Source organism: Cohnella rhizoplanae (genome assembly GCF_948329515.1).
GTDB classification, from domain to species: Bacteria; Bacillota; Bacilli; order Paenibacillales; family Paenibacillaceae; genus Cohnella; species Cohnella rhizoplanae.
This window is the reverse complement of the sequence record NZ_CAOJCN010000019.1, coordinates 43,786-68,445: the sequence shown is the minus strand read 5'-3', so window position 1 is coordinate 68,445 and position 24,660 is coordinate 43,786. Positions and strand designations below refer to the sequence as shown.

Annotated in this window: 14 protein-coding genes; 11 read left to right on the top strand and 3 right to left on the bottom strand. The window is 63.5% G+C overall.

The window, feature by feature from the left end; translation table 11 throughout:
- Window positions 1-2: 2 nt before the first annotated feature.
- From PQG80_RS22230 to PQG80_RS22220, 3 genes are all read right to left on the bottom strand, one after another.
- Window positions 3-569 carry an RNA polymerase sigma factor gene (locus PQG80_RS22230; protein WP_271753837.1) on the bottom strand — a complete coding sequence of 189 codons (567 nt, stop codon included), beginning with the start codon at window positions 567-569 and terminating at the stop codon, window positions 3-5.
- A gap of 140 nt (window positions 570-709) precedes the next feature.
- Window positions 710-1,474 (bottom strand): plastocyanin/azurin family copper-binding protein, encoded by a 765-nt coding sequence (locus PQG80_RS22225; RefSeq protein ID WP_271753835.1) that lies wholly within the window; start codon window positions 1,472-1,474, stop codon window positions 710-712.
- A 14-nt stretch (window positions 1,475-1,488) separates the two neighbouring features.
- Complete coding sequence (locus PQG80_RS22220; protein WP_271753834.1) at window positions 1,489-3,126, bottom strand: plastocyanin/azurin family copper-binding protein; 1,638 nt, start codon at window positions 3,124-3,126, stop codon at window positions 1,489-1,491.
- A gap of 445 nt (window positions 3,127-3,571) precedes the next feature.
- Here PQG80_RS22220 and PQG80_RS22215 point away from each other — a divergent pair, with 445 nt between their 5' ends.
- The 11 genes from PQG80_RS22215 (at window position 3,572) to PQG80_RS22165 (ending at window position 24,578) form a co-directional block, all read left to right on the top strand.
- Window positions 3,572-9,394 (top strand): cadherin-like domain-containing protein, encoded by a 5,823-nt coding sequence (locus PQG80_RS22215; RefSeq protein WP_271753833.1) that lies wholly within the window; start codon window positions 3,572-3,574, stop codon window positions 9,392-9,394.
- 342 nt (window positions 9,395-9,736) lie between these two features.
- Window positions 9,737-10,279 (top strand): stage V sporulation protein T, encoded by a 543-nt coding sequence (gene spoVT, locus PQG80_RS22210; protein ID WP_271753832.1) that lies wholly within the window; start codon window positions 9,737-9,739, stop codon window positions 10,277-10,279.
- Window positions 10,280-10,465: 186 nt separating this feature from the next.
- Window positions 10,466-11,485: a LacI family DNA-binding transcriptional regulator gene (locus tag PQG80_RS22205; RefSeq protein ID WP_271753831.1), complete on the top strand. Its 1,020-nt coding sequence runs from the start codon at window positions 10,466-10,468 to the stop codon at window positions 11,483-11,485.
- A 142-nt stretch (window positions 11,486-11,627) separates the two neighbouring features.
- Window positions 11,628-13,781, top strand: coding sequence for an amylo-alpha-1,6-glucosidase (locus PQG80_RS22200; protein WP_271753830.1), 2,154 nt, complete (start codon window positions 11,628-11,630; stop codon window positions 13,779-13,781).
- A gap of 88 nt (window positions 13,782-13,869) precedes the next feature.
- Window positions 13,870-15,243: an ABC transporter substrate-binding protein gene (locus tag PQG80_RS22195; protein WP_271753829.1), complete on the top strand. Its 1,374-nt coding sequence runs from the start codon at window positions 13,870-13,872 to the stop codon at window positions 15,241-15,243.
- A 238-nt stretch (window positions 15,244-15,481) separates the two neighbouring features.
- On the top strand, window positions 15,482-16,042 hold the full coding sequence (locus PQG80_RS22190) for a carbohydrate ABC transporter permease (protein ID WP_271753828.1): 561 nt from the start codon (window positions 15,482-15,484) through the stop codon (window positions 16,040-16,042).
- A 21-nt stretch (window positions 16,043-16,063) separates the two neighbouring features.
- Window positions 16,064-16,438, top strand: coding sequence for a carbohydrate ABC transporter permease (locus PQG80_RS22185; protein ID WP_334219841.1), 375 nt, complete (start codon window positions 16,064-16,066; stop codon window positions 16,436-16,438).
- A 6-nt stretch (window positions 16,439-16,444) separates the two neighbouring features.
- The gene (locus tag PQG80_RS22180) at window positions 16,445-17,287 is read left to right on the top strand and encodes a carbohydrate ABC transporter permease (RefSeq protein WP_271753827.1); all 843 of its coding nucleotides are present in this window, start codon (window positions 16,445-16,447) and stop codon (window positions 17,285-17,287) included.
- Between the two features lie 7 nt (window positions 17,288-17,294).
- A complete protein-coding gene (locus tag PQG80_RS22175) occupies window positions 17,295-19,727 on the top strand; it encodes a class I SAM-dependent methyltransferase (RefSeq protein WP_271753826.1) in 2,433 nt (810 codons plus the stop codon).
- Window positions 19,728-19,886: 159 nt separating this feature from the next.
- Window positions 19,887-22,241: a glucosidase family protein gene (locus PQG80_RS22170; RefSeq protein WP_271753825.1), complete on the top strand. Its 2,355-nt coding sequence runs from the start codon at window positions 19,887-19,889 to the stop codon at window positions 22,239-22,241.
- A 144-nt stretch (window positions 22,242-22,385) separates the two neighbouring features.
- Window positions 22,386-24,578, top strand: a complete 2,193-nt coding sequence (locus PQG80_RS22165) for an alpha-galactosidase (protein ID WP_271753824.1) — start codon at window positions 22,386-22,388, stop codon at window positions 24,576-24,578.
- Window positions 24,579-24,660 lie beyond the last annotated feature (82 nt).

The window sequence follows — 24,660 nt, the reverse complement described above, 5'->3', positions numbered from 1 at the left end:
CGTCACCATTCTCCCTCCGCGACCAGATGTCTGCGCAATACTTTTAAGGTCTGATGCAGCCTGTTCTTCACCGTGCCGAGCGGCTCCCCGTATCGGGCTGCCAGCTCCTTGAGCGTGAAGCCCTGCCAGTAGAATTGCTCCAGCAGCTCGATCTGCGGTTCGCTCAGATGACGGTACGCGCCGCGAATCTGGCCTTTAAACGATTCGCGCTCGACGCTTGCCTCCGGCGAGGCGCCTTCGTCGGGAATACGCGCCAGCTCCTCGTCCGTATAAGGAACGATTCCTTCGACATGCCTGCGCTGTTTGCGGAGCCAATCCGTCGTGATATTGCGGGTAATGGTGATGAGCCAGCTCGTAAATTTGCCTTTGTCCGGATCGTAGTCCGATTCCGTCGTCCACAGCCGGACGAACACGGACTGTACGATATCCCGCGCGGCCTGCTCGCCCCGGACCGATCTGAGGGCATAGGAGTAAACGAGACCTGCGAAGCGGTCGTACAGGGCGGATAACGCATCTTGCCGCTTGAGCTTGACGAGCAGCATTAACTCGTAATCGGTCAAATTGTGCATGTTGGCGCAGCCCCCAAGGTCGGCTTGCGGATGTCCTCCGCTCTTATGGCGTTCCGGTCGGACGATCGCTTCGGGCGATACGGCAAAAGCAGGGGGACCGCTCTGGCGGTCTCCCTGCTCGGTAATCAGCGCTCGGGCTCTCAATCGGCCTTGACGACGATCGTCGCCCTCATGCCGGGGTGAGGCGTGCAGTAATAGCCGAATTCGCCCTCCTTGTCGAAAACGACCGTTTTGGATTCGTCCTGTCCGAGCAGCCCAGTGTCGAAGGACCCGTCGTCCGCAGTGGCCGTATGCTTAACCTTATCTCGGTTAATAAACTTGACCGAGTCCCCCGGCCGGATCTCCAGCTTTTCCACGGTAAAGCTGAAGTCTGCGATCTCGACGACGTGCGTCTTGGCAGCCGGCTTCTCGTCGTCGCTTCCGCCTTTTCCGCCCTGCTTGTCATCCTGCGCCGATGCGGAGGGAGAAGGCGGAGCGACGGTCGGCTTGCTCCCCGTAGACGGGGACGGGGAAGCGATCTTGACCGCTGCCGAAGGCGAAGGCTTGGTAGAGGCCGAAGAATGGCCGCCGCCCTCCCCATGGCCTGAATCAACCGAGTGCGCACTGGCTGCCGGCTTCGGGCTTGCGGGTACCGGCGTACTTTCTGCCGTCTTCGTAGGCTCTGCGGTTTTCGAAGGCTCTGCGGTCTTTGTGGGCTCCGCGGTCTGCGTGCTCTCTGCAGCTGGCGCGTTGTTGCCATCCGCCGTTGCGGAGGCTTCGGCAGTCTCCGTCTGCGCCGTCTGAGCGGTGGCGCTCGCCGAGTGGGCGGCATGGCTGCTATCCGCCCCGGCGCTGTCGTTTGAAGCGCCGCATGCCGACAGCGCCAGCATCGCCGCGAGCAGGGATGCCGCCAGGATGCTTTTCATCTGCCTACACCCCCTCATTTTACAATAATTTGGCCGGTCATAAAGCTTTTGTGCGGCTGGCAGTAATAATCGTACGTTCCGGGCTTATCCAGTTGAATCGTAAAGGTCTCGCCTTTGGCTAGAAGCGGACCGGAGAAGCTGCCGTCCACCGCTACCGCATTGTGCTTCATATCGTCGTAATTGGTGAAAACGATGGTTGACCCCGCCTCGACCGTCAACGGCCCCGACCCGAACGAATAGTCCTTAATGTCGATATGATACGTCTTGCCGTTCTGGGCGGATGGCGCCGGAGCGGCGGCAGCGCCTGCTGACGTGCCCGAGAACTTGGCGGGATCTACCACGAACCAAACTTGATTGACGTTCTGGCCGGTCGCGTCGCCCTGCTTCACGTCTTTGATGAAATAGTAGAGCGCATACCCCTTGTAGGCCGCCTGCTTGCTGCCGTCCGGGCGGGTAATCGTACCGAAGTCCGCAGCGTTCAGGGTAGAAGGCACGCTCCCCGCGCCGGTGCCGTACGCCGGCCAATTCGCAAGGCAGCTCTCCGTGCAGACGCTCTTTTGCGGCGTATCTTTGTCGAAGTAATAAAGCGTGCGGCCTTGGCTGTCGGTCAGATAGCTCCCCAACTCCGCGTTCTTGCCGATCATGACGCGGTAATCCGGCTTGGCTGCGAACCAGACGCCGCCGACGCCTTCTCCCAGCGTGTCGCCGGGCTTGGCATCCTTAATGAACAGATAGAGCGGCCAGCCTTTGTACATCCATTGCTTCTTGCCGTTCGCATGCGTGACGACCGTGAAGTCGGCCGCGTTCATACCTGGCGGAATCTGCAGCGCGTCGGCGCTCAGCAGGGGCCAGTTGGCCACGCATTGGTCCTGGCAAGCGTCCAGATTATTCGCGTCGTTGGAGAAGAAGTAGAGGGTGCGGCCATGTCCGTCCGCGAGATAGGTGCCGAGCTTGGCGTCCTGACGCAGCGAGATCCGTTCGCCGGCGGGCAGCTTCGCGGAAGCGGATATAACGCCCTCCTCCTGCAGCATGTCGAAGAGAGAATGCCCCATTGCCGTAGACGCCGACAAAGATTCGACCAGCGCGGTAGCCATATGGGCGTTGGTAAGCGCGGGGGTGCCGGCGATTAAGGCCAGCCCCTTGCCGGAAGCGAACGACTCCGTATCCTTGTATGCGAAGTCCGTGTTCGACCGGTAGCCCAGCGTCTCCAGCAATACTTTGTACAGCTGCTGAGAGCTGACCGGAGCCAGCGGGTTGAAGCGATTCGCGCCTTCGCCCATCCAGCCGTATTGAGGATTGCCGTGCAGGTAAGCGAGGATAGGCCGGTTGGTCGTGCCGGCCAGGTTGGCGTCGGCAAAATTGTCGGTGCCGGCGTATGTCTGGGCGGCATCCAGTTTGCCTTGCAGCCGCAGGGAGATAATGGCGGCCTGGATGCGCGTTGTGCCTTTGGAGAGGTACTCGGCCGAGACGCCTCCGCCATCGCCGATCAACAGGCCTAACTCCGCAGCCGTCTGCCCGTCGGTTTTAACTGCCGATCCGCCTGGTTGAACTTGCGCGGCCGGCGCTTCCTCAGCCGATGCCGATGCCAGCATGGGCACCAATAGCATCGCGCCCAATGAAAGCGCAGACATAAACTTGCCGAATCTGTTCATTCGTAAGACCTCCTCGATAATCTTAGGTTTTGTAAGAGGTAACGCATGGAACGGAATCGCGGTTTGAACAAATTTAAAAAAACGATATTTCTTTTTATTTCCATGACTTATGGGTATAAATGAGCATTCTTAAGTCTATTAGAGTGAGAGTAAATTCCAGATTGTTTAGTAGTTGTTCAGAACGTTCATAGATAATGGTTAAAAAGACCTGAATAGGGAAGTAAACAATAGACTAGGGGAGGATTCTGGAAAACACGTTTGTAGAATTTTGGAATAAAACTTTGAGAATAAGGGAAGGGATTCATTTACTATGCCACGATATCTAGACACCAAAGGTAAACTTACAAAATTCATTTTTATTCATCTGCTGATTCTAGCTCTGATCGTATCCACCTTTTCTTTTGCGCCTCCCAAAGCTAGCGCTGCTGCTTCCGAGCCGCTTTTGGTGCCTTTGACAAGCAGCGACTACCTGGATTTCACGTCCAAAACAACACCGACGAAAAACCCGCAGCTCGAATCTGGCTCCTCTTCGGGTTATGCTGTAGACAACATCTATCGGTATTCGAAGGTACTGACCAAAAACGGGATAACGGTTGATGCGTTGGTCAAAATCGTGGGCAAGGATTCCACCGCAACGCTAAACTTGCTGGACGACGATACAAGCGATACAAGCGCTGCGATCGTCAGACGCTTTAATCCCACCGTCTCGACGAACGGCGGCGTCGGGGGAGTACTATTCGAGATCAGCTTTGTTAAAACCGGGACAAGCGATCCGGTTTACTTGGTCGGGTTCCATCTCACGGCAATCGACCTGGACGGCAGTTCATCCGCGCAAGAGTACGCCGAAGTTGCGGGATTCTCCAGCTACGAGATCGGCAATCCGGGCTCCAGCAATAGTTCATACCGGTCCAAGCTCACCATCTACGATACGAACTCCGCGACGAATCGGCCGGCTGCCGGGCGCACGAGATTCTCGGGCATCAATTCCTCGTTGAACGGCGTTCAATTCGATAACTCGGCTTCTTTCATCGCGCACTATTCGGCTCCTGTTCAGAGCATTAGCGTCGTGATCGGCAATACGAATACGTTCAGCAACGGTACGGGTGTGGGACGGCAGTTCTCGCTTAACTTTGGAGCCGTGGGAGGAACGTTTAACGATCCCGCGACGTATCCCAACGCAGACTCTCCTACGATCACCTTAAACGTAGAGGATGGTGGAGACGGCAAGTTGTCGGGCACAGAGAAGGCCGACGTGGTCCTCCAAGGGACGACGGTCAAGGCGTCGGTGGGCGATGCGGTCACGTTAACCGTACAAGATTCGGCAGGTACGATTCAGACCTATACGACGACCGTAGTTAACGGCGGTGGTTACTCCAAAACTGTAGATCTTTCTGCGATGGCCATGGGGACCATCACTGTGTCGGCTAGCGTCGTCAACGGGAACGGCAACCCCTCTGCTCCGGTGACGGACACGACCGAGATCGTGAACGCGGCGCCGACGGCGACAAGCGTGAGCGTATCCGGCGACAAGGAAGTCGGTCAGACGCTGACGGGCAGCTACACGTATAACGACGCGGACAACAACCTGGAAGCGACGTCGACGTTCAAGTGGTACGTCGGCAGTCTGGCAGACGGCAGCGACAAGACAGTCGTCAACGGCGCGACGGGCAAGACGTACACGCCGGTCGCGAGCGACGCCGGTAAATATGTATTCTTTGAAGTCACGCCGATAGCGGCAGCAGGCGTACTCACCGGCTTGCCAGCGGTAAGCGCGGGCTATGGCAAGATCGCGCCTGCGAACACGGCGCCGACGGCGACAAGCGTGAGCGTGTCCGGCGACAAGGAAGTCGGTCAGACGCTGACGGGCAGCTACACGTATAACGACGCGGACAACAACCTGGAAGCGACGTCGACGTTCAAGTGGTACGTCGGCAGTCTGGCAGACGGCAGCGACAAGACAGTCGTCAACGGCGCGACGGGCAAGACGTATACACCGGTCGCAAGCGACGCCGGCAAGTACATCTTCTTCGAAGTCACGCCGGTAGCGGCAACAGGCGTAATCACCGGTTCGCCGGCGGTAAGCGCGGGCTATGGCAAGATTGCGCCTGCGAACGCGGCGCCGACGGCGACAAGCGTGAGCGTGTCCGGCGATAAAGAAGTCGGTCAGACGCTGACGGGCAGCTACACGTATAACGACGCGGACAACAACCTGGAAGCGACGTCGACGTTCAAGTGGTACGTCGGCAGTCTGGCAGACGGCAGCGACAAGACAGTCGTCAACGGCGCGACGGGCAAGACGTATACACCGGTCGCAAGCGACGCCGGCAAGTACATCTTCTTCGAAGTCACGCCGGTAGCGGCAACAGGCGTAATCACCGGTTCGCCGGCGGTAAGCGCGGGCTATGGCAAGATTGCGCCTGCGAACGCGGCGCCGACGGCGACTAGCGTGAGCGTATCCGGCGATAAAGAAGTCGGTCAGACGCTGACGGGCAGCTACACGTATAACGACGCGGACGACAACCTGGAAGCGACGTCGACGTTCAAGTGGTACGTAGGCAGCGAAGCGGACGGCAGCGACAAGACGGTCGTCAACGGCGCGACGGGCAAAACGTATACGCCGGTCGCAAGCGACGCCGGTAAATATGTATTCTTTGAAGTCACGCCGGTTGCGGCAGCAGGCGTACTCACCGGTTCGCCGGCGGTAAGCGCGGGCTATGGCAAGATCGCGCCGGCGAATACGGCGCCGACGGCGACAAGCGTGAGCGTATCCGGCGATAAAGAAGTCGGTCAGGCGCTGACGGGCAGCTACGCGTATAACGACGCGGATAACAACTTGGAAGCAACCTCCACGTTCAAGTGGTACGTAGGCAGCGAAGCGGACGGCAGCGACAAGACGGTCGTCAACGGCGCGACGGGCAAGACGTACACGCCGGTCGCAAGCGACGCCGGTAAATATGTATTCTTTGAAGTCACGCCGGTTGCGGCAGCAGGCGTACTCACCGGCTCGCCGGCGGTAAGCGCGGGCTATGGCAAGATCGCGCCTGCGAACACGGCGCCTACGGCAACGAGCGTGAGCGTATCCGGCGATAAAGAAGTCGGTCAGGCACTGACGGGCAGCTACACGTATAACGACGCGGACAACAACTTGGAAGCGACATCCACGTTCAAGTGGTACGTAGGCAGCGAAGCGGACGGCAGCGACAAGACGGTCGTCAACGGCGCGACGGGCAAGACGTACACGCCGGTGGCAAGCGACGCCGGCAAGTACATCTTCTTCGAAGTCACGCCAGTCGCGGCAGCAGGCGTAATCACCGGTTCGCCGGTCGTAAGCGACGGCTACGGCCAAATCGTAGCAGCCAACGTGGCGCCAGTGGCGCACGACGACGCGAAGACTACGTATCCGAATACCGCGGTGAGCGGCACGCTATCCGCCACCGATGCAGACACGAACGACGATGTAACGTATTCGCTCAACACGAACGCGACGCACGGCACAGTCGTCGTGAATTCGGACGGCAGCTATACCTATACGCCGGACCAAGGATATGCCGGCCCCGACAGCTTTACATTCAAGGCCAATGACGGCAAGGCCGACTCCAATGCGGCAACGGTGACGATCACGGTCGCGAACCGGAAGCCGATTGCAATCGCGCAAGACGTCGTGATCAGCGTGAACGGTGCGGTATACGACGGTGAGCTGCACGGCAGCGATCCCGACACGGGCGATACGCTGACCTTCGCCAAGGCAAGCGATCCTTCGCACGGCACGGTGACGGTGAGCGAGGACGGCGCTTATACGTACAAGCCGACACCCGGCTTCGGCGGCGAGGATAGCTTTACCTTTACGGTCACGGATAGCCATGGCGCCACATCGACGCCGTCTAAGGTGACGATCGCGATCGCCGAGCACGGCACATACGTCATCCGGCTCGTCGCCGATCCGGACTCGCTGATCGGCGACGGCGTATCCACGTCGCAGCTGACGGCGACCTTGACGGATAGCAATGCACAGCCTGTCCCCGGCGTTAAGATCCAGTTCGGCGCAACGTCAGGCACGTTCCCCGAGGGAGACGAAGCCGTGACCAATGCGGCAGGCCAAGCGGTCATACCCTATAAAACAAGCAAGATCTCGAGCACGATCGCCCAGGTCATCCCGGTTACGGCGGACGCGCACGATACGGACAAAGGCATCTACAGCCACCAGCAGATCAACGTGACGTTCCAGCCCGCGGCGATCCGAGGCGTCGTAGCTTCTACTGTTGACGGCCAGCGCGTCGTCGAGAAAGGCATCACGGTGCGCATCGCCAACGCGGCGATCGGCTTCTCCTCGGAGACGACGACCGACGAGCTGGGCCGTTATTCGATCCCGGTGCCGGAGGGGGATCTCGTCTATACCATCGAGATTATCAAGCCGGTCACCGTCGGCGGCGAGACGAAGCAGGTTTCGTTCAAGCAGACCGCCACGGTAGGCAATATCTCGGGCGGCGGCGACGAATACTTCGACTCCGACAAGGTCGCGACTGGCATCATCGTTATGGCGAAGCCCGACGGCTCGCAGAAGCTGCTGGACGATCAGGATGCGGCCGACCGCGATATGGCGTCCCAGCTCAAGATCAAGATTCAAGACCCGGATACCCGCGAGTTCGTCACGCTGAACGGGCAGGATACCTTCGCGCTCGACCCGAGCGGCGTGTTCAGCATCCCGGGACTCGTCAAAGGCAAGAAGTACGGTCTGGCCATCGTATACAGCCTGCCCGACGCACAGAACGGCGGAGCGCCCAAAGAAATCATCATGAACGCGGTCGATAACGACGGCACGCTGCCGCAGTTCAAATTATCCGATGACGGCGAGCTCAACATTCTCGACGAGCTGATCGACCCTTACGGCGACATCACGGATAAAGTCAGCGGCACGGCGGTTAATGGCGCCAATGTCGTCCTGTACTATGCGGATACGCCGCGCAACAGGGCAGCCGGCCTCACGCCGGGCACCGAAGTGGTACTGCCCGCGATCGCAGGCTTCGCGCCGAACGACAACGCGAACCCGCAGACGAGCAAGGACGGCGGCAAGTACGCCTACATGGTGTACCCGCAGACCGACTATTACCTGGTGGTAACGGCTGCCGGGTACGATACGTACGTGAGCCCGACGATACCGGTCGAGTTCGCCATCGTTCGCCATGACGTGCCCCTGACGCCGCAGTCGAGCTCGCCGTCTCCGGCCGTTCCGGCAACGCCTGCCGTACCTGAACCTGCGGGCAAGCCGGATCTGGTCGTGAACGTATCGATCGATCGCAGCACCTATGAAGAGGGCAGCACGGCGACCGTGACCGTCAAGTATCACAACGCCGGAGATGCAGCGGCGAAGGATGCGCAGATCGCGCTCGCGACTCCCGAAGGCGCGGAAGTGACGGACGCTGCAGGCGGAACGGTCTCCGGCGGCAAGATCGTATGGAAGCCGGGTACGCTAGAGGCAGGCGCCGGCGGACAATACACGGTCAAGCTGAAGTGGCCGCAGATCGACACCGCCGAACGTATAGCCGAGCTGGAAGCCCAGGCATCGGCAGCCAATCAGGCAGCCGAAGGCGCCGCGGGCGCGGAAGCGTCGGCCAAGCTGCTCATTTTCTCCAACCGCTACGGCAACGTCGCGCATACCCGTTACATTCTCGGGTATCCGGACAAGACGTTCCTTCCGAACCGGACGCTGACCCGCGCCGAACTGGCCGCGATCATCGCGCGCCTGATCGACGGCGGCAGCACGGCGCTCAAGGCGCAATACAGCGACGTCCGCGAAGGTCACTGGGCGAGCGGTTATATCCGCATCGCATCGGATAACGGCATCTTCACGGGCTATGTGGACGGCAGCTTCCATCCGGACAGCCCCGTCACCCGCGAGGAGCTCGCGGCGGTCATGGTCCGTTATCTGAAGCTGAAGGTCGCTCAGCCGCTCGATCCGAAGTTCGCGGACGCCGAGGGCCGCTGGTCGTCGGCAGCGATCGAAGCGCTCTTCCGCAACGCGCTGACGACCGGCTACGAGGACGGCACCTTCAAGCCGGCCGCGCCGATCGTCCGCCAGGAGGCGGTGACGATGATTAACCGTCTGCTGTACCGCGGCCCGCTCGGCGGCGTGAAGGCTTCCTTCCCGGACGTGCCGGCGTCGAGCTGGTCGTTCGGCCAGATCGAGGAGGCCACGAGGTCGCACGAGTCCGTGCGCGCCCCGGACGGCAGCGAGATTTTCGCAAAAAGCATCGACGACAACGTTAGATAATCAACGCCTCACAAGACCGCTCAATCATCAAAATTCCCCGCAGGGCTCGTCCGCAGGTCTCCATGGAGACCGGGACGGGCCCTGTCCCGTTTGGTCGCCGCCGAATCCTTTGATTCAGGGTCGAACGGTGTCGGGTAATAACTGGAAAACGAGGGAGTGGTCTCGGCGACCGCCGATGGGCGAGCGCATAAGAAAATGGGAGGGGTTAAATACTACTCCCATGGTAAAAGATCAATCCTTATCCCAGAGCTACCGCGTTCGTCATACATGCCGTATGCCGTACCTGATGCGGCTTCGGGCCATGGTCCAAAACATCCAAGGAAAGTGGGGCATCTCGAAACCATGAAAGCAACCGGAATAGTACGCCGCATCGACGATTTGGGCCGAGTAGTCATCCCGAAGGAAATCCGCAGGACGCTGCGCATCCGCGAAGGCGATCCGCTGGAGATTTTTGTAGACCGAGACGGAGAAGTTATCCTTAAAAAGTATTCGCCGATCGGAGAGCTGGGCGACTTTGCCAAGGAGTACGCCGAATCCCTCTCCGAGAGCACGGGCCACATCTGCCTGATCTCGGACCGCGACGCTGTCATCGCCGTGGCCGGTACGTCCAAGAAGGAGTATCTGGAGAAGGCGATCGGCCAGACGCTCGAAGCGTGCATGGAAAGCCGCAAGATCACGCTGGAAGCGAACGGAGGACAATTCGATCTCCTGCGGGATACTACCGAGACGCTGAGTGCCTTCGTAGCCGCTCCCATCGTAGCCGGCGGCGATCCTATAGGGACGGTCGTGCTGCTTAGCCGCGAAGAAGGCCGCAAGATGGCCGAGATGGAGAGCAAGATGGTGGAGACGGCGGCCGGCTTTTTGGCCAAGCAGATGGAGCAGTAAGCTGCGCGTCGTACCGGATCGATAAGCAAAATAAAGCTTCGCGGACGGAGAGATCCGGTTACGGAAGCTTTTTTTGTGTTATCTTTCCCAATAGCATCTTCTCTAAATTCGTTCTTGCAAAGGCTTACATGACGGAATATAATGAGGTCACGAGCTTCCGAAACGTTTTGGAAAGGATGGGATACGTTGACCACCATCAAAGATCTGGCAAAAGCCGCAGGCGTATCCATCACGACCATCTCCCGGGCGCTCAACGGCTACAGCGACGTGAACGAGAAGACCCGCAAGCGCATCCAGACGATCGCCGACCAGATGGGCTACCGCCCGAACGCCGTCGCGAGAAGCCTGGTGACCAAGAAAACGCGGACGATCGGCGTCATCCTGTCGGAGATCAACCGCGAAGGCGCCAAGGACTCGCTGGCCTTCGAGACGCTGTGCGGCATCAACGACCGGGCGGTCGAGCTGGACTACGATATCCTGCTCTTCAGCACCAACCCCAAGAAGCAGCTGTCCAAGTCCTACGCCGACCTGTGCAAGGAACGCAACGTCGACGGCGCGATTCTGTCCGGTCTGCGGCTGCACGATCCGTACTTGGAAGAGGTCGTGCACAAGACGAACTTCCCGTGCGTGCTCATCGACATTCCAGCCGAGAGCCGCAACGTAGGACACGTCACGACGGACAACGTCCGGGGGGCCGTATCGGCCGTGAACCACCTGCTCGGGCTCGGCCACCGGCGCATCGCCATGATCAACGGGCACGACGAGGCCGCCGTCAGCCAGGACCGGCTCGAGGGCTACCGGCAGGCGCTGGAGACAGCGGGCATCCCCTTCGACCCCAAGCTGATCTACAACGGAGGCTTCCGTGAAGAAGGCGGATTCGAGGCTATGTACGGCATCCTGTACCAGCATCCCGACGTCACCGCCGTATTCTCCGCGAGCGACCTGATGGTGCTCGGCGCGCTGCGGGCGCTGGAGCGGCTGGGCCACCGGGCGCCAGAGCGGATGTCGATCGTCGGGTACGACGATATCGCCATCGCCGCGCATTGCTCGCCGCCGCTGACCACCATTCGCCAGGATCGTTACGAGATGGGCTATCAAGCCGCGCAGCTCTTGGTGGATATGCTGGAGAACCGCGACGTCGGCCGCAAGATCACGCTTCAGTCCGAATTGATCGTCCGTCAGAGCACCGCGCCTTTATCCGGGTAATCGTTTGGCCCGCAAGCCATGACGACTGAGAGGCGTTTTTATTTCCTCGAAAACCGAAACGTTTTGGAAAACCTTGCCGGATAAATGAAAGCGGTTAACCGAATCGCGTGCCGGCAACAAACAGCAAGAAGGAGAATGCGCCATGGACTACCGGGTGATTAAAGATAACGACCTCTTCCTGCTGACCGATCTGTCCGGCGACGTCGTGCCGCCGCCCGCGGACGCGGGCGAGGGACAGCAGGCCGGCTACGGGCTGTACCGCAGCGATACGCGGTTCCTGAGCCGTATGGAGCTGCTGATCAACGGGCGCAAGCCGATCGTGCTGTCATCCGAGGCGGACCAGAACTACCTGTCCGAGACCGTGCTGACGAACCCCCACATGGAGGCGGACGGCGAGCTGATCCTGTGGCGGGAATCCGTCGAGCTGCGTCGGATGCGCTTCATCTACGGCGACGTCCTGTACGACAAGCTGACGATGACCAACTTCAGCCCCATGCCGCTCGCCTTTGACGTATCGCTGCGGTTCGAAGCGGACTTCACGGACATGTTCGTGGTCCGCGGCTTCATGGGCGGCAAGCTCGGCATACCGGAGAAGCCCGTCGCGGACGGCGACTCGCTGCGCTTCGCGTACCAAGGCACGGACGGCATCCGCCGGGCGCTGCAGGTCCGCTGGGACGACCCCGCGGCCAGCGCCGGAGACGACGGCACGCTGAGCCTGGCGGTGTCTCTAGCACCCGGCGCGTCCCAAGCGCTGGAGCTGCTGCTCATCCCGACGATCGGCGACGCCGAGCCCGAGGTCTATCCGAGATCCGAGGCGCTGGAGAAGCTCCATGCCGATTATGCCGACTGGGTCGCGTCGTCCGCGACGCTCGAGACGGATCTCCCGCAGCTCGACGCGCTATACGAGCGGGGCGTGCTGGACCTGCGCGTGCTGATGAACGACGAAGGGCATGGGCGCTTCCCCGTGGCGGGGCTCCCCTGGTACGCGGTGCTGTTCGGGCGCGACAGCCTGATCACCGCCCTGCAGATGCTGCCCGTCCGGCCCGAGGTCGCGCTCGCGACGCTGCGCACGATGGCGCGCTACCAAGGCGAGCGGGACGATGCCTGGCGCGACGAGCAGCCGGGCAAGATCATGCACGAGCTGCGCCGCGGCGAGCTGTCCAATACGAATCAGGTGCCGTTCACGCCTTACTACGGAACGGTGGACGCGACGCCGTTGTTCCTGGTCCTGCTGGCCGAATACGTCAAGTGGACCGGCGACCTCGCCGCGCTGCGCGAGCTGATGCCGCACGCCGAGGCGGCGCTCGGCTGGATCGACCGCAACGCGGCGGACGCAGGCGGCTTCGTCACCTATCACAGCGAATCCGCCAAGGGGATCGCCAATCAGGGCTGGAAGGACTCGGCCGACTCGATCGTGCACCGGGACGGCGAGTACGCGAAGACGCCGATCGCGCTCGTCGAAGTGCAAGGGTACGCGTACCAGGCCAAGCGGCTGCTCGCCGAGCAGCTGGCGCGCCTGCCGGAGGAGCCGGGACGCGACTGGCGGGAATTCGCGGCACAGCTCGCCGTAGAGGCGGAGGCGCTGCGGGAGCGGTTCGAGGCGGCGTTCTGGATGGAGGAAGAGGGCTACTACGCGATCGCGCTCGACCGCGACGGCCGCCAGGTGCGCTCCGTGACCTCCAATCCCGGTCATGCGCTCGCCTCGGGGCTGTTCGCGCCGGAGCGGGCCGCCGCCGTGGCGAAGCGGCTCGCGGCTCCGGATCTGTTCGGCGGCTACGGCATCCGCACGATGGCCGAGGGCCAGACCGGCTACAACCCGATGAGCTACCACGACGGCAGCGTCTGGCCCCACGACAACTCGATGTGTCTCCTGGGACTCGCCGCCGGCGGGTTCCCGGAGCAGAGCGGCATCGTCATCGAAGGGCTGCTGGCCGCGGCCGCGCACTTCGAGAACGCCCGGCTGCCCGAGCTGTTCTGCGGCTACGCGAGAGCCCGCGGCCGGCCCGTCCGCTATCCGGTCGCCTGCTCGCCGCAGGCCTGGGCGGCCGGCACGCCGCTCGTCATGCTGACGGCCATGCTCGGCCTCGCGGTCGACGGCGCGTCCGGCGAAGTCCGGCTCGCGCCTGCGCTGCCGCCCGGCATGAACCGCCTCAAAGCGCGGGGCATCCGGCTGGGCGCCGGGACGCTGGGCGTCGACGTCGAGCGCGACGGCGAGGACTACCGCGTTCGCATCGTCTCCAATACAAGCGGCCGCACCGTGCGCGTCGAGTCAAGGGCCGCCGCCGCGAACGCCTGACATTCGGTTTCTGAGGCTCCGCCGCGCCCGATCGGGGCGGCGGACACCCTTAAACATATTCCATACCTAACCAAAGGAGTGTTCGTGCATGAGACAAAGGGGAACGGCATTACTTGCACTCGGTTTGGCTTCTGCGATGGCGGTGACGGCATGCGGGGGAAATAACAACAACAACGCGGGCTCGTCTTCGGCCCCGGCCTCGGGCGGCGCGTCGTCTTCCGCAAGCGCTTCCGCACCGGCGAGCCCCTCGGCTTCGGCGGAGGTCAAGAACGTCTCGCTCCGCGTCGGCACATGGGACGGCGGCGACGGTCTCAAGCAGCAGCAGCAGATCGCGGACAACTACACCAAGGAGCACCCGAACGTCAAGATTAACATCGAATCCGTGCCCGACCAATACGGCACCAAGCTGCTCACGCAAGTCGCGGCCGGCCAGGCGCCGGACATCTTCCAGATCGGCGACGGCGACGTAAAGATGTTTATGCAGAAGGGCGCGCTCGAGGACCTGACGCCGTATATCCAGGGCGCGTCCGGCATCGACCTGAACGATTACTACACGAGCGTGCTGGACGTCGGCAAGCTGGACGACAAATATTACACGCTGCCCAAGGACTACTCCGACATCGCGATATTCTACAACAAGAAGCTGTTCGACGACGCGGGCGTCGCTTATCCGAAGACCGGCTGGACCTGGGATCAGTTCTACGAGACGGCCAAGAAGCTGACGGTGCAAAAGGGCGGCAAAACGTCGCAGTGGGGCGTCGAGCTGCCGGGCGGCTGGCTGCGCGCGATCCTGCCGCTCATCAACAGCTACGGCGGCAGCGTCATCAGCCCCGACGGCGAGTCGTTCGACGGCTTCATGAACGGCGACGGCACCGTCAAGGCGCTCGAGCTGTACCAGGATATGTACCTCAAGGACAAGATCAGCCCATCGAGCTCCGACTCCGCGGCGCTTCAAGGCGTCGACCTGTTCGCGGCGGGCAAAGTCGCCATGACGATGACGGGCCGCTGGCCGGTCGCCGAATACAAGAAAAACCCGGATCTGAGCTTCGGCGTCGCGCAGATGCCGGTCGGCCCGAGCGGCGCGGCCAACACGATCTGCTATTCCGGCTACGGCCTGTATTCCAAGTCCGCCAACAAGGACGCGGCTTGGGAGTACCTGAAGTATCTCACCGGTCCCCAAGGCCAGGAGATCATGGCGCAATACGCCTTCACGGCGGTCAAGTCCACGACGGAGAAGCTGGGTCAGGCGACGGATGAGCACCTGAAGCCGTTCCTCGACGATGTGCCGAATATTAAGGAGTTCCCGGAGAAGACGAGCGAATTCTTCGGCGCGTCGGGCGCCAAGGCGATGCAGACCGTGCTCGACAAGATGATGCTGGGCAAGCCGATCGACGTGAAAAAGGAGCTCGACGCCGCAGTCAAGCAGGCGACGACCGATCTCGCGACGGCCAAGAACCAGTAAGAATCCGCGCGCATCGAGGCAAGCCATGCAGCATTCGGAACGACGGCGGGGAGCGCGCTTCCCGCCGATCTTCCTGGCTCCCGGCGCCATCCTAACCAGATTTGATAGCTGTGAAAATGCACTTAATTCCCCTTACCGGCTCAATCGGATGCGTCCTCGATATAAGCCTGATTTAACTGCATTTTTGCAGCTATCCGCCGCCTAGCCGGCATTTCACAAAAGAAAGAGGTGCATGATCATGGAAAAGGCAGCGACAGCAACCGAATACACCGCCGTGAAGCCGAAGCCGCCAAAGCGCCGCTTGTCCAAGGCGGAGCGCAAGGAAGAGCGCACCTTCTACCTGCTGACCTCGCCCTGGCTGATCGGTCTGCTCGTGTTTTTCGCGGTGCCGATGGTCGCTTCGCTCTGGATCAGCCTGAACCAATGGGATATGCTGACGCCCGCGAAGTTCGTCGGACTCAAAAACTATAACACCGCGATCAACCACGACCCGCTCTTCTGGCAGTCCCTCAAGGTGACCGCGCTGTACTCGGTATTCTCGGTGCCGCTGGGCCTGATCTGCTCGCTCCTTCTCTCCCTGCTGCTGAACCAGGCGGTCCGCGGCATGCGGCTGTTCCGCACGATCTTCTACCTACCGGCCGTCGTCAGCGGCGTGTCCGTCATGGTGCTGTGGATGTGGATCTTCAATCCGCAGATCGGCCTACTGAACACGATCCTCGGCTACTTCGGCATCGCCGGGCCGGGCTGGATCTTCGATCCGAAGTGGGCGCTGCCCTCCATGGTCATCATGAGCCTTTGATCGACGGTCGGCGGCAGCGTCATCATCTGGCTGGCGGGCCTCAAGGGCATCCCGCCTTCGCTGTACGAGGCCGCGGAGCTGGACGGCGCGGGCGGCTGGCAGAAGTTCAGGAACGTGACGATCCCGATGCTGACCCCGACCATCTTCTTCAACCTCGTCATGGGCGTGATCGGCGCGATGCAGACCTTCGGCGAAGCCTATGTCATGACCAAGGGCGGGCCGATGAACTCCACGCTGTTCTTCAACTTCTACCTGTTCGACCACGCGTTCCAGAACTTTAGGATGGGCTACGCCTCCGCGCTGGCCTGGGTGCTCTTCATCCTGATCCTGGCGCTCACGGCGCTCGTCGTCAAGTCCTCGGCGGCCTGGGTCTACTACGAAGGGGAAAGGAATTGATCCCGCATGACCTCGACGAACCGCAGCAGACTGCTGTTTAAAAATTCGCTGATCTACGTCCTGCTGGCGATCGGCTCCCTCATCATGCTCGTGCCCTTCGCCTGGATGCTGTCCACCTCGCTCAAGGAGTCGTACCAGGTATTCACCTGGCCGCCCAAGTGGGTTCCCGATCCGGTCAAGTGGATCAACTACAAGACCGCCTTCACGAGCCTGCCTTTCGGGCAATGGTTCAACAACACGATCATCATCACCGTCCTGTCCATCATCGGCGCGGTGCTGTCCTGCATCATCGTCTCGTACGGCTTCGCCCGCTTCAAGGCGCGGGGACGCTCGTTCCTGTTCATTCTGACGCTCGCGACCATGATGCTGCCGGACACCGTGACGATGATTCCGAAGTTCTACATGTTCACCAAGTTCGGCTGGATCAACACCTTCTATCCGCTGATCGTGCCGTTGTTCTTCGGGAAAGCGTACTTCGTCTTCCTGCTCAGGCAGTTCTTCATGTCGATCCCTGCGGATCTCGAGGAAGCGGCCAAGATCGACGGCGCCTCCACCTTCGGCATCCTGCTGCGGGTCATCCTTCCCCTGACCGTGCCGGCGATCGTGACGATCACGATTTTCCAATTCAACGACAGCTGGAAGGACTTCATGCAGCCGATCCTGTACCTCAGCAAGCCGGAGCTGTACACGCTGACGCTCGGCATCAACTTCTTCAAGAGCCAGAACAACGTGCAGTGGAACTATCTGATGGCCGCCTCCATGGTGACGATGCTGCCTTCGCTGCTGTTTTATTTTATCGGTCAAAAATACTTCGTCGAGAGCATCACGCTGACCGGCATGAAGGGGTGACGGACGGATGGCTGTAGCGGGTGGAAAAAGCGGCGCGCTCCGCTGGATGCTGGGCTTGGGCTGCCTGTCGGCGTCCGCGCTGGGACTCGAGATGGCGCTGACCAACGTATTCGGCGTGCTCTTGCAGTATCACTACGTGTCGCTCGTCGTCTCGCTGGCCGTCTTCGGCATCGGGGCCGGCAGTTACGCGGCGCGCAGGCAGGCAGGCACGTCCGGCAGGGGGGCTGATGCGCCGTCCGACGGCACGTCCGGCTCGGCCGGCGCCTCTGCCGATCCGGGCAGCCGGGATGCGACCTCCAGCCTGTCCGCCGGCCTTGCCGCGCTCGGCCTCGGCCTGTTCGTCGCCTTGCTTAGCCTGTTCCTCGCGCGGTTCCCCTATGTCGACCAGCTGGCGCTGTACGCGCTGCTCGGCGCCATGCCGTTCGTCCTGTTCGGCTGGTGCATGGGCCGCGCGCTGGCGAGCGGCGTCCGCACGCGCTCGCTCTATGCCGCCGACCTGCTCGGCGCAGGGGTTGGCGTGGCGGCCGCCTACGGGCTGATTCAGCGCTGGGGCGGGCTGCAGGCGATGTTCGCGCTGTCGATCCCCGCGTTCGCGGCGGCCGCGCTGCTGCTCGTGCCTGCGCCGTCCCGGGCCGGCACGGAGAGACGCGACGGATGGATGCGGTTCGCGCCGCTGCTGTCGCTTGCCGCCGTGGCAGCCGTCGTCGCCGGTCTGGCTACCGGCGCCGGCTGGTGGCAGATCGACTACGCCGGCATGCGCGGCGCCGCGCCGGACAAGACGATCGTGAACGCGCTGCGCCAGCCCGGCGCGACGTTGGAGCGGACGGCTTGGGACGCGTTCGCGCGGGCCGACGTCGTCTCGGGGAGCGATCCCGCGCGCAAGACCGTGTTCATCGACGGCGGCGCGGGGAGCTACATGTACAAGTTCGACGGCAATCTGCCTTCGGTTGCGGGCCTCGCCAAGGATATCGAGTTTCTGCCGTTCGCGGCGGGACCGGCGGACAACACCGCCATCGTCGGCGCGGGCGGCGGCAGGGACATCCTGTACGCGCTGCTCGCCGGCGCGAAGCAGGTGACCGCCGTCGAGCTCAGCGACGGGATCGTGCGCGCCATGCGCGAGGACGCCGCCTACAACGGCGGGCTGCTCGACCGTCCCGGCGTGACGGCGGTCGTCGGCGACGGCCGCACCGTGCTGGAGCGCAGCGACGAGCGATACGACCTGATCGCGCTCGACCTCGTGTATTCGCAGGTCGGCGGCGTGGGCGGTCATGCGCTGACGGAGAACTACGCGTTCACCCGGGAGGCGTTCCGCGCGTATCTGGACCGCCTCAACGGCGGCGGGCGTCTCATCGTCATCTCGCACCAGGGCATCGAGGGCGTCCGCGCCTTCTACACCGGGCTCGGGGCCTTGATGGACGCGACCGGCGCGACGCCGGCCACGGCGGTCAAGCACGCCGCCCTGCTCATGGCATCGGACGAATCGGCCGGGCCGGGTCTGACGCTGACCGTCATCCAGCGCGCTCCGCTCGCCTCGTCCCAGCTCGACACGCTGCGTGCGGGGGCGCAGGCGCTCAGTCTGCAGACGCTGTTCTTGCCCGATACCAACGAGCAGTTCCTGCAACCGCTGATCGAGGGCAAACAATCCTTCGACACGTTCGTGCGCGACAGCGAATTCAGCGTGTACCCGACGACCGACGACCGGCCGTTTTTCTACAAGCTGACGCCCGGCATGCCGGGCTCGCTCAAGACCTGGCTGGGCGTCATCGCGGGACTGACGGCGCTGTTCGCGGCGTGGGTATGGTGGCGCGAGGTCGCGCCGCCGAAGTCCGCGTCTGCGCCGCAGCGTGTCCGGGCCGGCCTTGGCGGCAAGCCCTTGCTCGTCAGCGTGCTCGTAGGCGTGGGCTATATGTGCCTGCAGGCGGCCTTCATCCAGAAGGCGATGAAGTACGCCGGCAGTCCCGCCGCCGCGACCGCCGTCGTGCTGCTGGCCATGCTCGCCGGCGGCAGTCTCGGCAGCCGGCTCGCCGGGCGGCGCAGGCTGTCCGAGGCGGTCGGCGCAGGCGGCGCCGCGGCGCTGATCGCGCTGCTGGCCGCGGCCGAAGCGCTGTGGGGCGGCGGCCTGCTCGAGCTGGCGCTTGGCGCGAGGCTGGCCGTGCTGGGGGTATGCGCCGCCGCGCTGGGGCTGCTCATGGGCGTCCCGCTGCCGCTCCGCATGGAGGCCGCCGAGCGCGGGCAGCGGGGCAGCTCGCCCTTGCTGTTCGCGGTGAACGGCATCGCGGGCGTATGGGGCTCCTGGCTCGGCGCGGCGCTGTCGCTCGCGGCCGGGCTCCGCTGGGCGCTCGCGGCGGCATGCGTCTGCTACGCGCTGGTGCTGCTGCTGTCTGCGCTTCGGCCGGGAGGCCGCGGCGCAGAGCGGGCGCAGGACGCCGGCCGCGCGTAGGGCGCGCAGGCGGCATCGCGAGATTCGGACGATCGCCCTCCGCCAACCTGCCGGCCTTGCTCGGATGACCCCGATCGCCGCATCAGAGGGCCGACGACGCCTTCGTACGCTTCTTTTTCACCCAACGCACAAGCACAACTCGGAAGGAGCGAATCGCTCATGGAGCATATTTTGGAAGAAAACCAACCGCAGGTGGAAGCCGCGCTCCGCCTAGCCGGCTTGACGGCGGGTCGGGACACGAAGGTTACGGACGACATGGATCTGTTCGTCTGCGCGGGACGCCGCAGCTCGATGATCGGGGGCCAGGACGGCGGATTTCCGGACTTCGGCCACCACATTCCGGACGAGATGGGCGGGCTGTGGGCCCACCCGATCAAGCTCATGGACGGCTTCTGGCTGCACCTGGCCGAGACGTCGGATTCTTCGGACGGCGCTTGGCTGGAGAAGGCTGACGCGTTCCGCAACTTCGCGTACTTCAACGAGCATGATTACGCGCTGCCCCAGCTCGGGCTGGAGGCGGTCCGCAGCCAGTTCTGCCCGGACGAGCATCCCGGCTTCGTCGTCGAGTACCGTCTGCGGGACACGAGCGGCCGCGACCGCGAGCTGACGGCGGTCTTCCTGGGCCGGACGGAGCTGCGACCGGTATGGTTCTCGGAGCAGGCCGGCATGGAGGACGCGCCGGACGAAGCCCGCGCGGACGCCGCGCTCGGCGCGGTCGTCGCGAGGGACCGGGAGCATCCTTGGTTCGTCGTCTTCGGCAGCGACGCGGAGGGCTGCGAGCCGCACGTGGATGGCGGGCAGTCTGCGCCTTCGCGCGCGCCTACGGCGGGCAACGGCGCCGACGGCAGCCTGCGCATGCGGATCGCGCTGCCGGCCAATGGCACAGCCGAGCTAAGATTCTACATCGCCGGCTCGGTGCTGTCCGAAGCCGAGGCGGCGGAATCGTACGCCCGCATCCGCGACGGTCACGCGGATATGCGAAGGGCTAAGCGCCTCCGCTATGAATCGCTGCTGTCCCGCACCGAGCTCGACATTCCGGACGAAGAGCTCGCCCGGGTGTTCGACTGGGTGAAGATCCACAATGAGTGGCTTGTCCTGGACGTGCCGGGCGTCGGCAGAGGCTTGACGGCGGGCATTCCCGAGTATCCGTGGTGGTTCGGCTGCGACAACAGCTACGCGCTGCCCGCGCTGCTCGCGGTCGGCAGGCAAGGACTGGCGATGGAGACGTCCGACCTCATCCGGGAGACGTCGGAGCGGACCAACGGCAACGGCCGCATCATTCACGAGCTGACGACCTGGGGCCTTGTCGCCAATCCCGGCAACACGCAGGAGACGCCGCACTATATTCAGAGCGTGCGGGAGATCTTCGACTGGACGGGCGATTGGGATTACCTGAAGCGGGCTTATCCGACCGTGCGCCGGGGGCTCGCGTGGCTGCTCGGCGAGATGGATCCCGACGGGGATCTGCTGCCCGAGGGCTACGGCATCACGGAGATCGAGGGGCTGAACGTCGAGCTGATCGACACGGCGGTCTATACGTGGACGGCGCTGCTCGCGGGCGCGGATATGGCGGAGCTGCTCGGCGACGCGGAAGCCGCCGCAGGCTGGCGCGAGACGGCGGGTCGGCTGGCGGACAAGATCAACACGGATCTCTGGCTGGATAAAGAGGGCTTGTACGCGGACGCCATGGCGCGCGTCGAGGCCGTGCGCGAGCGGATGCCGGTGTATATCGAGCGCGCGGCGGGCATGGGCGCGGATCGCGCGGTGGAGGAGATGCGGGCGATGCAGGCGGAGATCGCGGACCTGCCCCCGGATCTGGAGCGCCCGTGGCTGTTCAAGAACTGGGTCATCAACACGCCGATGGAAACGGGTCTCGCCCCGCGCGATCAGGCGCTCCGGGCGCTTGAGCGCATGGGTACGGAGGAATTCACGGGTCCCGCGGGCACGTATCTGTCCGGCATGTATCGGACGCAGATGATGACGATCTCGACCGGCGTGCAGGCGGTGGCAGAAGCGCGCTACGACCGGATGGACGAGGCGCTGCGCCTGGTGAAGCTGATCGCCTCCACCTTCGGTCGCAGGCTGCCGGGTTCGATCAGCGAGATGTCGCCGGATTACGGCTGCTTCGTCCAGGCCTGGACGAATTATGGCATTCACTGGCCGATCGTGCGGTTCATGTTCGGCATCGCGCCGAAGACCCATCGCAAGGAGCTGACGCTGCGGCCGCGGCTGCCGACGGCATGGCGCCAGGCGGCGGTCCGCCGGGTCGCGATCGGTCACGACGCCTGCGCCGCGGCCGTCGATCTGGAGATCGCGCTCGGCGAAGCCGCGGATGTATATAAAGTAAAGCTGGCCGGAGCGGGATGGACCGTGCGCATGGATCTGCCGCGGGCCGCCGGCGCGCGCATTCTCGTGAACGGGCTCCCGGCGGCGGACCGGGAAGACGGACCGGACGGCGAGGCGCGCATCGTCGTCGCGGAGGGCGGCGCATTCGAGGTGCGCGTGGAGCGGTAGGGCTGCAAGCGCGGCACGTTTAGAAGCACGCGTGAAGCCGCAAGGCTTCCGCGGTTTTTTTCGAATCGATCGTTTCCTCAGACTCGACGAGAGTCAGGCGTCATCGACATGCAAGCAGGCTGGTTACAGGCAGGAGGGGCGGGAATGACGGGCGAGCGACGGGACGAAGGATGGGAAACGCAGCGATCGTCTGGAGCGTCTGGCGTGGCGGGAGAGCGGGAAGAGCGGGAAGGACCGGGAGGGACGAATCCAAGCAGGGACATCTTGGCCGCTTGCGGTATGGACTGGTCCGCGGGCACCCTGCAGTATATGCAGGCGAGCGGCGCGGGCGCGGGTCTATGTCGCCTCGGTCTCTCCGGCCGGCGTGTGGTCAGCCATGGCAGCCGATCCGGCAGCGACTTTACGCTGCAGTGCGGAGGCGTGCGGTTCGGAGGCCGTTCCGCTAGCCTTAAGCGCTTCGAAGCCGGCGTATCTTCGCCGATGCCCGGGGTTCGGCATTATATAGTCAGGCTGCGCTGCGACAAACTCCGCTTCGAGGTCGAAAGTCACACCACGATCTACGAGGACGAGCCCGTCTTCGAGCGCTGGGTAACGGTTCGCAACGCGGGCGAGGGCTCGCTCCTCGTCGAGCGGATCGATCCGCTGCAGCTCGAGCTGTCCGAGGGCGAGTGGCGGGTGCTGTCCTACCGCAGCGACTGGGGCGCCGAGTTCGAGCCCGAGGAGGCGCCGCTCGGCGAGTCCTTCGTGGCCGAGACGCGGTGGGGCCGTTCGTCCAAGGGCATGCATCCCTGGGTCGCGCTCGCGCGGGACGACGGCGCGCTGCTCCATATCAGCCCGATGTGGTCCGGCAACTGGAAGGTGCACTGCGAGCGCCGCGAGGACGGCGGCGTCGCGGTCACGGCCGGGCTCAACGACTGGGCGTTCGCCAAGGAGCTGGCGCCTGGCGAGTCGATGGAGAGTCCGCGCGTCGCGGTAACCTTGGGCAGCGGCGGAGATCTGCACACCGTGTCGGTCCCGCTCGCGCGCGTCGGCAGGCGGCATTGGTACCCGGGCAGCGCGGTATCCGACCGACTGCCGGCCGAGTGGAACCACTGGTTCAGCTACGAGGACCAGCGGATCGACGCGGCTACGTTCAAGGCCAACGCGGCCGCGGCGGCTAAGCTCGGCTTCGAGGCTTGCACGCTGGACGCGGGCTGGTTCGGCGACGCCGAGGGAAGCCTGAATTGGCACGACATCCGCGGCGACTGGGACCGAGTGAACGCCGATCGCTTCCCGGACGGAATCGGGGAGATATCGGCGTACGTGCGGGGGCTCGGCATGCGCTTCGGCCTATGGTGCGAGATCGAAGGACTGGGTCCGCATGCGTCGCTGGCCAAGAGCCGTCCGTCGTTCCCAGCGGTCCGCGATGGCGAGCCGCTCGGCTACGTGTGCCTGGGCAATCCGGAGGCGCGGGAATGGGCGTACGCAGAGCTGGATCGGCTCATTCGGGACTATCGCTGCGATTGGATCAAGCTTGACTTCAACGTGGACCCCAAGGCCGGCTGCGACCGCTGCGATCACGGACACGGCGCGGGGGACGGACTTTACGAGCATATACGCGGACTATACGACGTGTTGGAGCGGCTGCGGCAGGCCCACCCCGACGTGCTGCTCGAGAATTGCTCCTCCGGCGGCCTTCGGCTCGATCTGGGCATGGCGCGCCATACGCACGCTTCCTTTCTCAGCGATCCCGACTGGCCCGAGCACAGCTTGCAGATCTTCTGGGGCGTATCCACGTTCCTCGCTGCCAACCGGGCGCTGCACTGGAGCTATTCCGATTGGATCTGCGAGCATCCGCGTCAGCGCTTCGACCCTCGCAGTCCCGCGCTGAAGCTCGCGCAGTTCGACTATTACACGCGGATCGGCATGCTAGGGGCGTTCGGCGTCTCTCAGCGGCTGCCCGACCTGCCCGAGCCATTGAGCGAGCGGCTGGCGCGGCATACGGAGCTATACCGGACGACCGTCCGGCGCTTCGTGCGGGAGGGCGACCTGTACCGGCTGACTGAGCAGCCGCTTCGCGAGGGGAGAGGTTCGCGCTGGGCCGCGTTCCAGTACGCGCTGGCGGACGGCGGAGAGCATCTGCTGTTTGTTTTCCGGCTGGACGGCGGCGAGCCGCGGCGGCGCATCGTGCTGCGGGCGTTGGACGCGGACGCGACGTACGAGCTGGAGGACTTGGACGGCGGACCCGCGCGGCGGTCGACCGGCGCGGAGCTGATGGACGCGGGCCTGCTGTTCGCGGACTACGCGGAGGAGCAGTCGGGACTATTCGTCTTGCGGAAAATGCAAGGCGGAGCGTAGGGCGCATACGAGCGGCGGCGCCGGTGCGTGCGTGGAGATACTTGGCATAAGGTGTCGCGCTGCCCGCGAGGCGGACGGAGCG

Coding starts and splice junctions, on each gene's coding strand:
- PQG80_RS22230 (WP_271753837.1), bottom strand. CDS start 569: ATGCACAATTTGACCGATTACGAGTTAATGCTGCTCGTCAAGCTCAAG.
- PQG80_RS22225 (WP_271753835.1), bottom strand. CDS start 1,474: ATGAAAAGCATCCTGGCGGCATCCCTGCTCGCGGCGATGCTGGCGCTG.
- PQG80_RS22220 (WP_271753834.1), bottom strand. CDS start 3,126: ATGAACAGATTCGGCAAGTTTATGTCTGCGCTTTCATTGGGCGCGATG.
- spoVT (WP_271753832.1), top strand. CDS start 9,737: ATGAAAGCAACCGGAATAGTACGCCGCATCGACGATTTGGGCCGAGTA.
- PQG80_RS22200 (WP_271753830.1), top strand. CDS start 11,628: ATGGACTACCGGGTGATTAAAGATAACGACCTCTTCCTGCTGACCGAT.
- PQG80_RS22195 (WP_271753829.1), top strand. CDS start 13,870: ATGAGACAAAGGGGAACGGCATTACTTGCACTCGGTTTGGCTTCTGCG.
- PQG80_RS22190 (WP_271753828.1), top strand. CDS start 15,482: ATGGAAAAGGCAGCGACAGCAACCGAATACACCGCCGTGAAGCCGAAG.
- PQG80_RS22180 (WP_271753827.1), top strand. CDS start 16,445: ATGACCTCGACGAACCGCAGCAGACTGCTGTTTAAAAATTCGCTGATC.
- PQG80_RS22175 (WP_271753826.1), top strand. CDS start 17,295: ATGGCTGTAGCGGGTGGAAAAAGCGGCGCGCTCCGCTGGATGCTGGGC.
- PQG80_RS22170 (WP_271753825.1), top strand. CDS start 19,887: ATGGAGCATATTTTGGAAGAAAACCAACCGCAGGTGGAAGCCGCGCTC.
- PQG80_RS22165 (WP_271753824.1), top strand. CDS start 22,386: ATGACGGGCGAGCGACGGGACGAAGGATGGGAAACGCAGCGATCGTCT.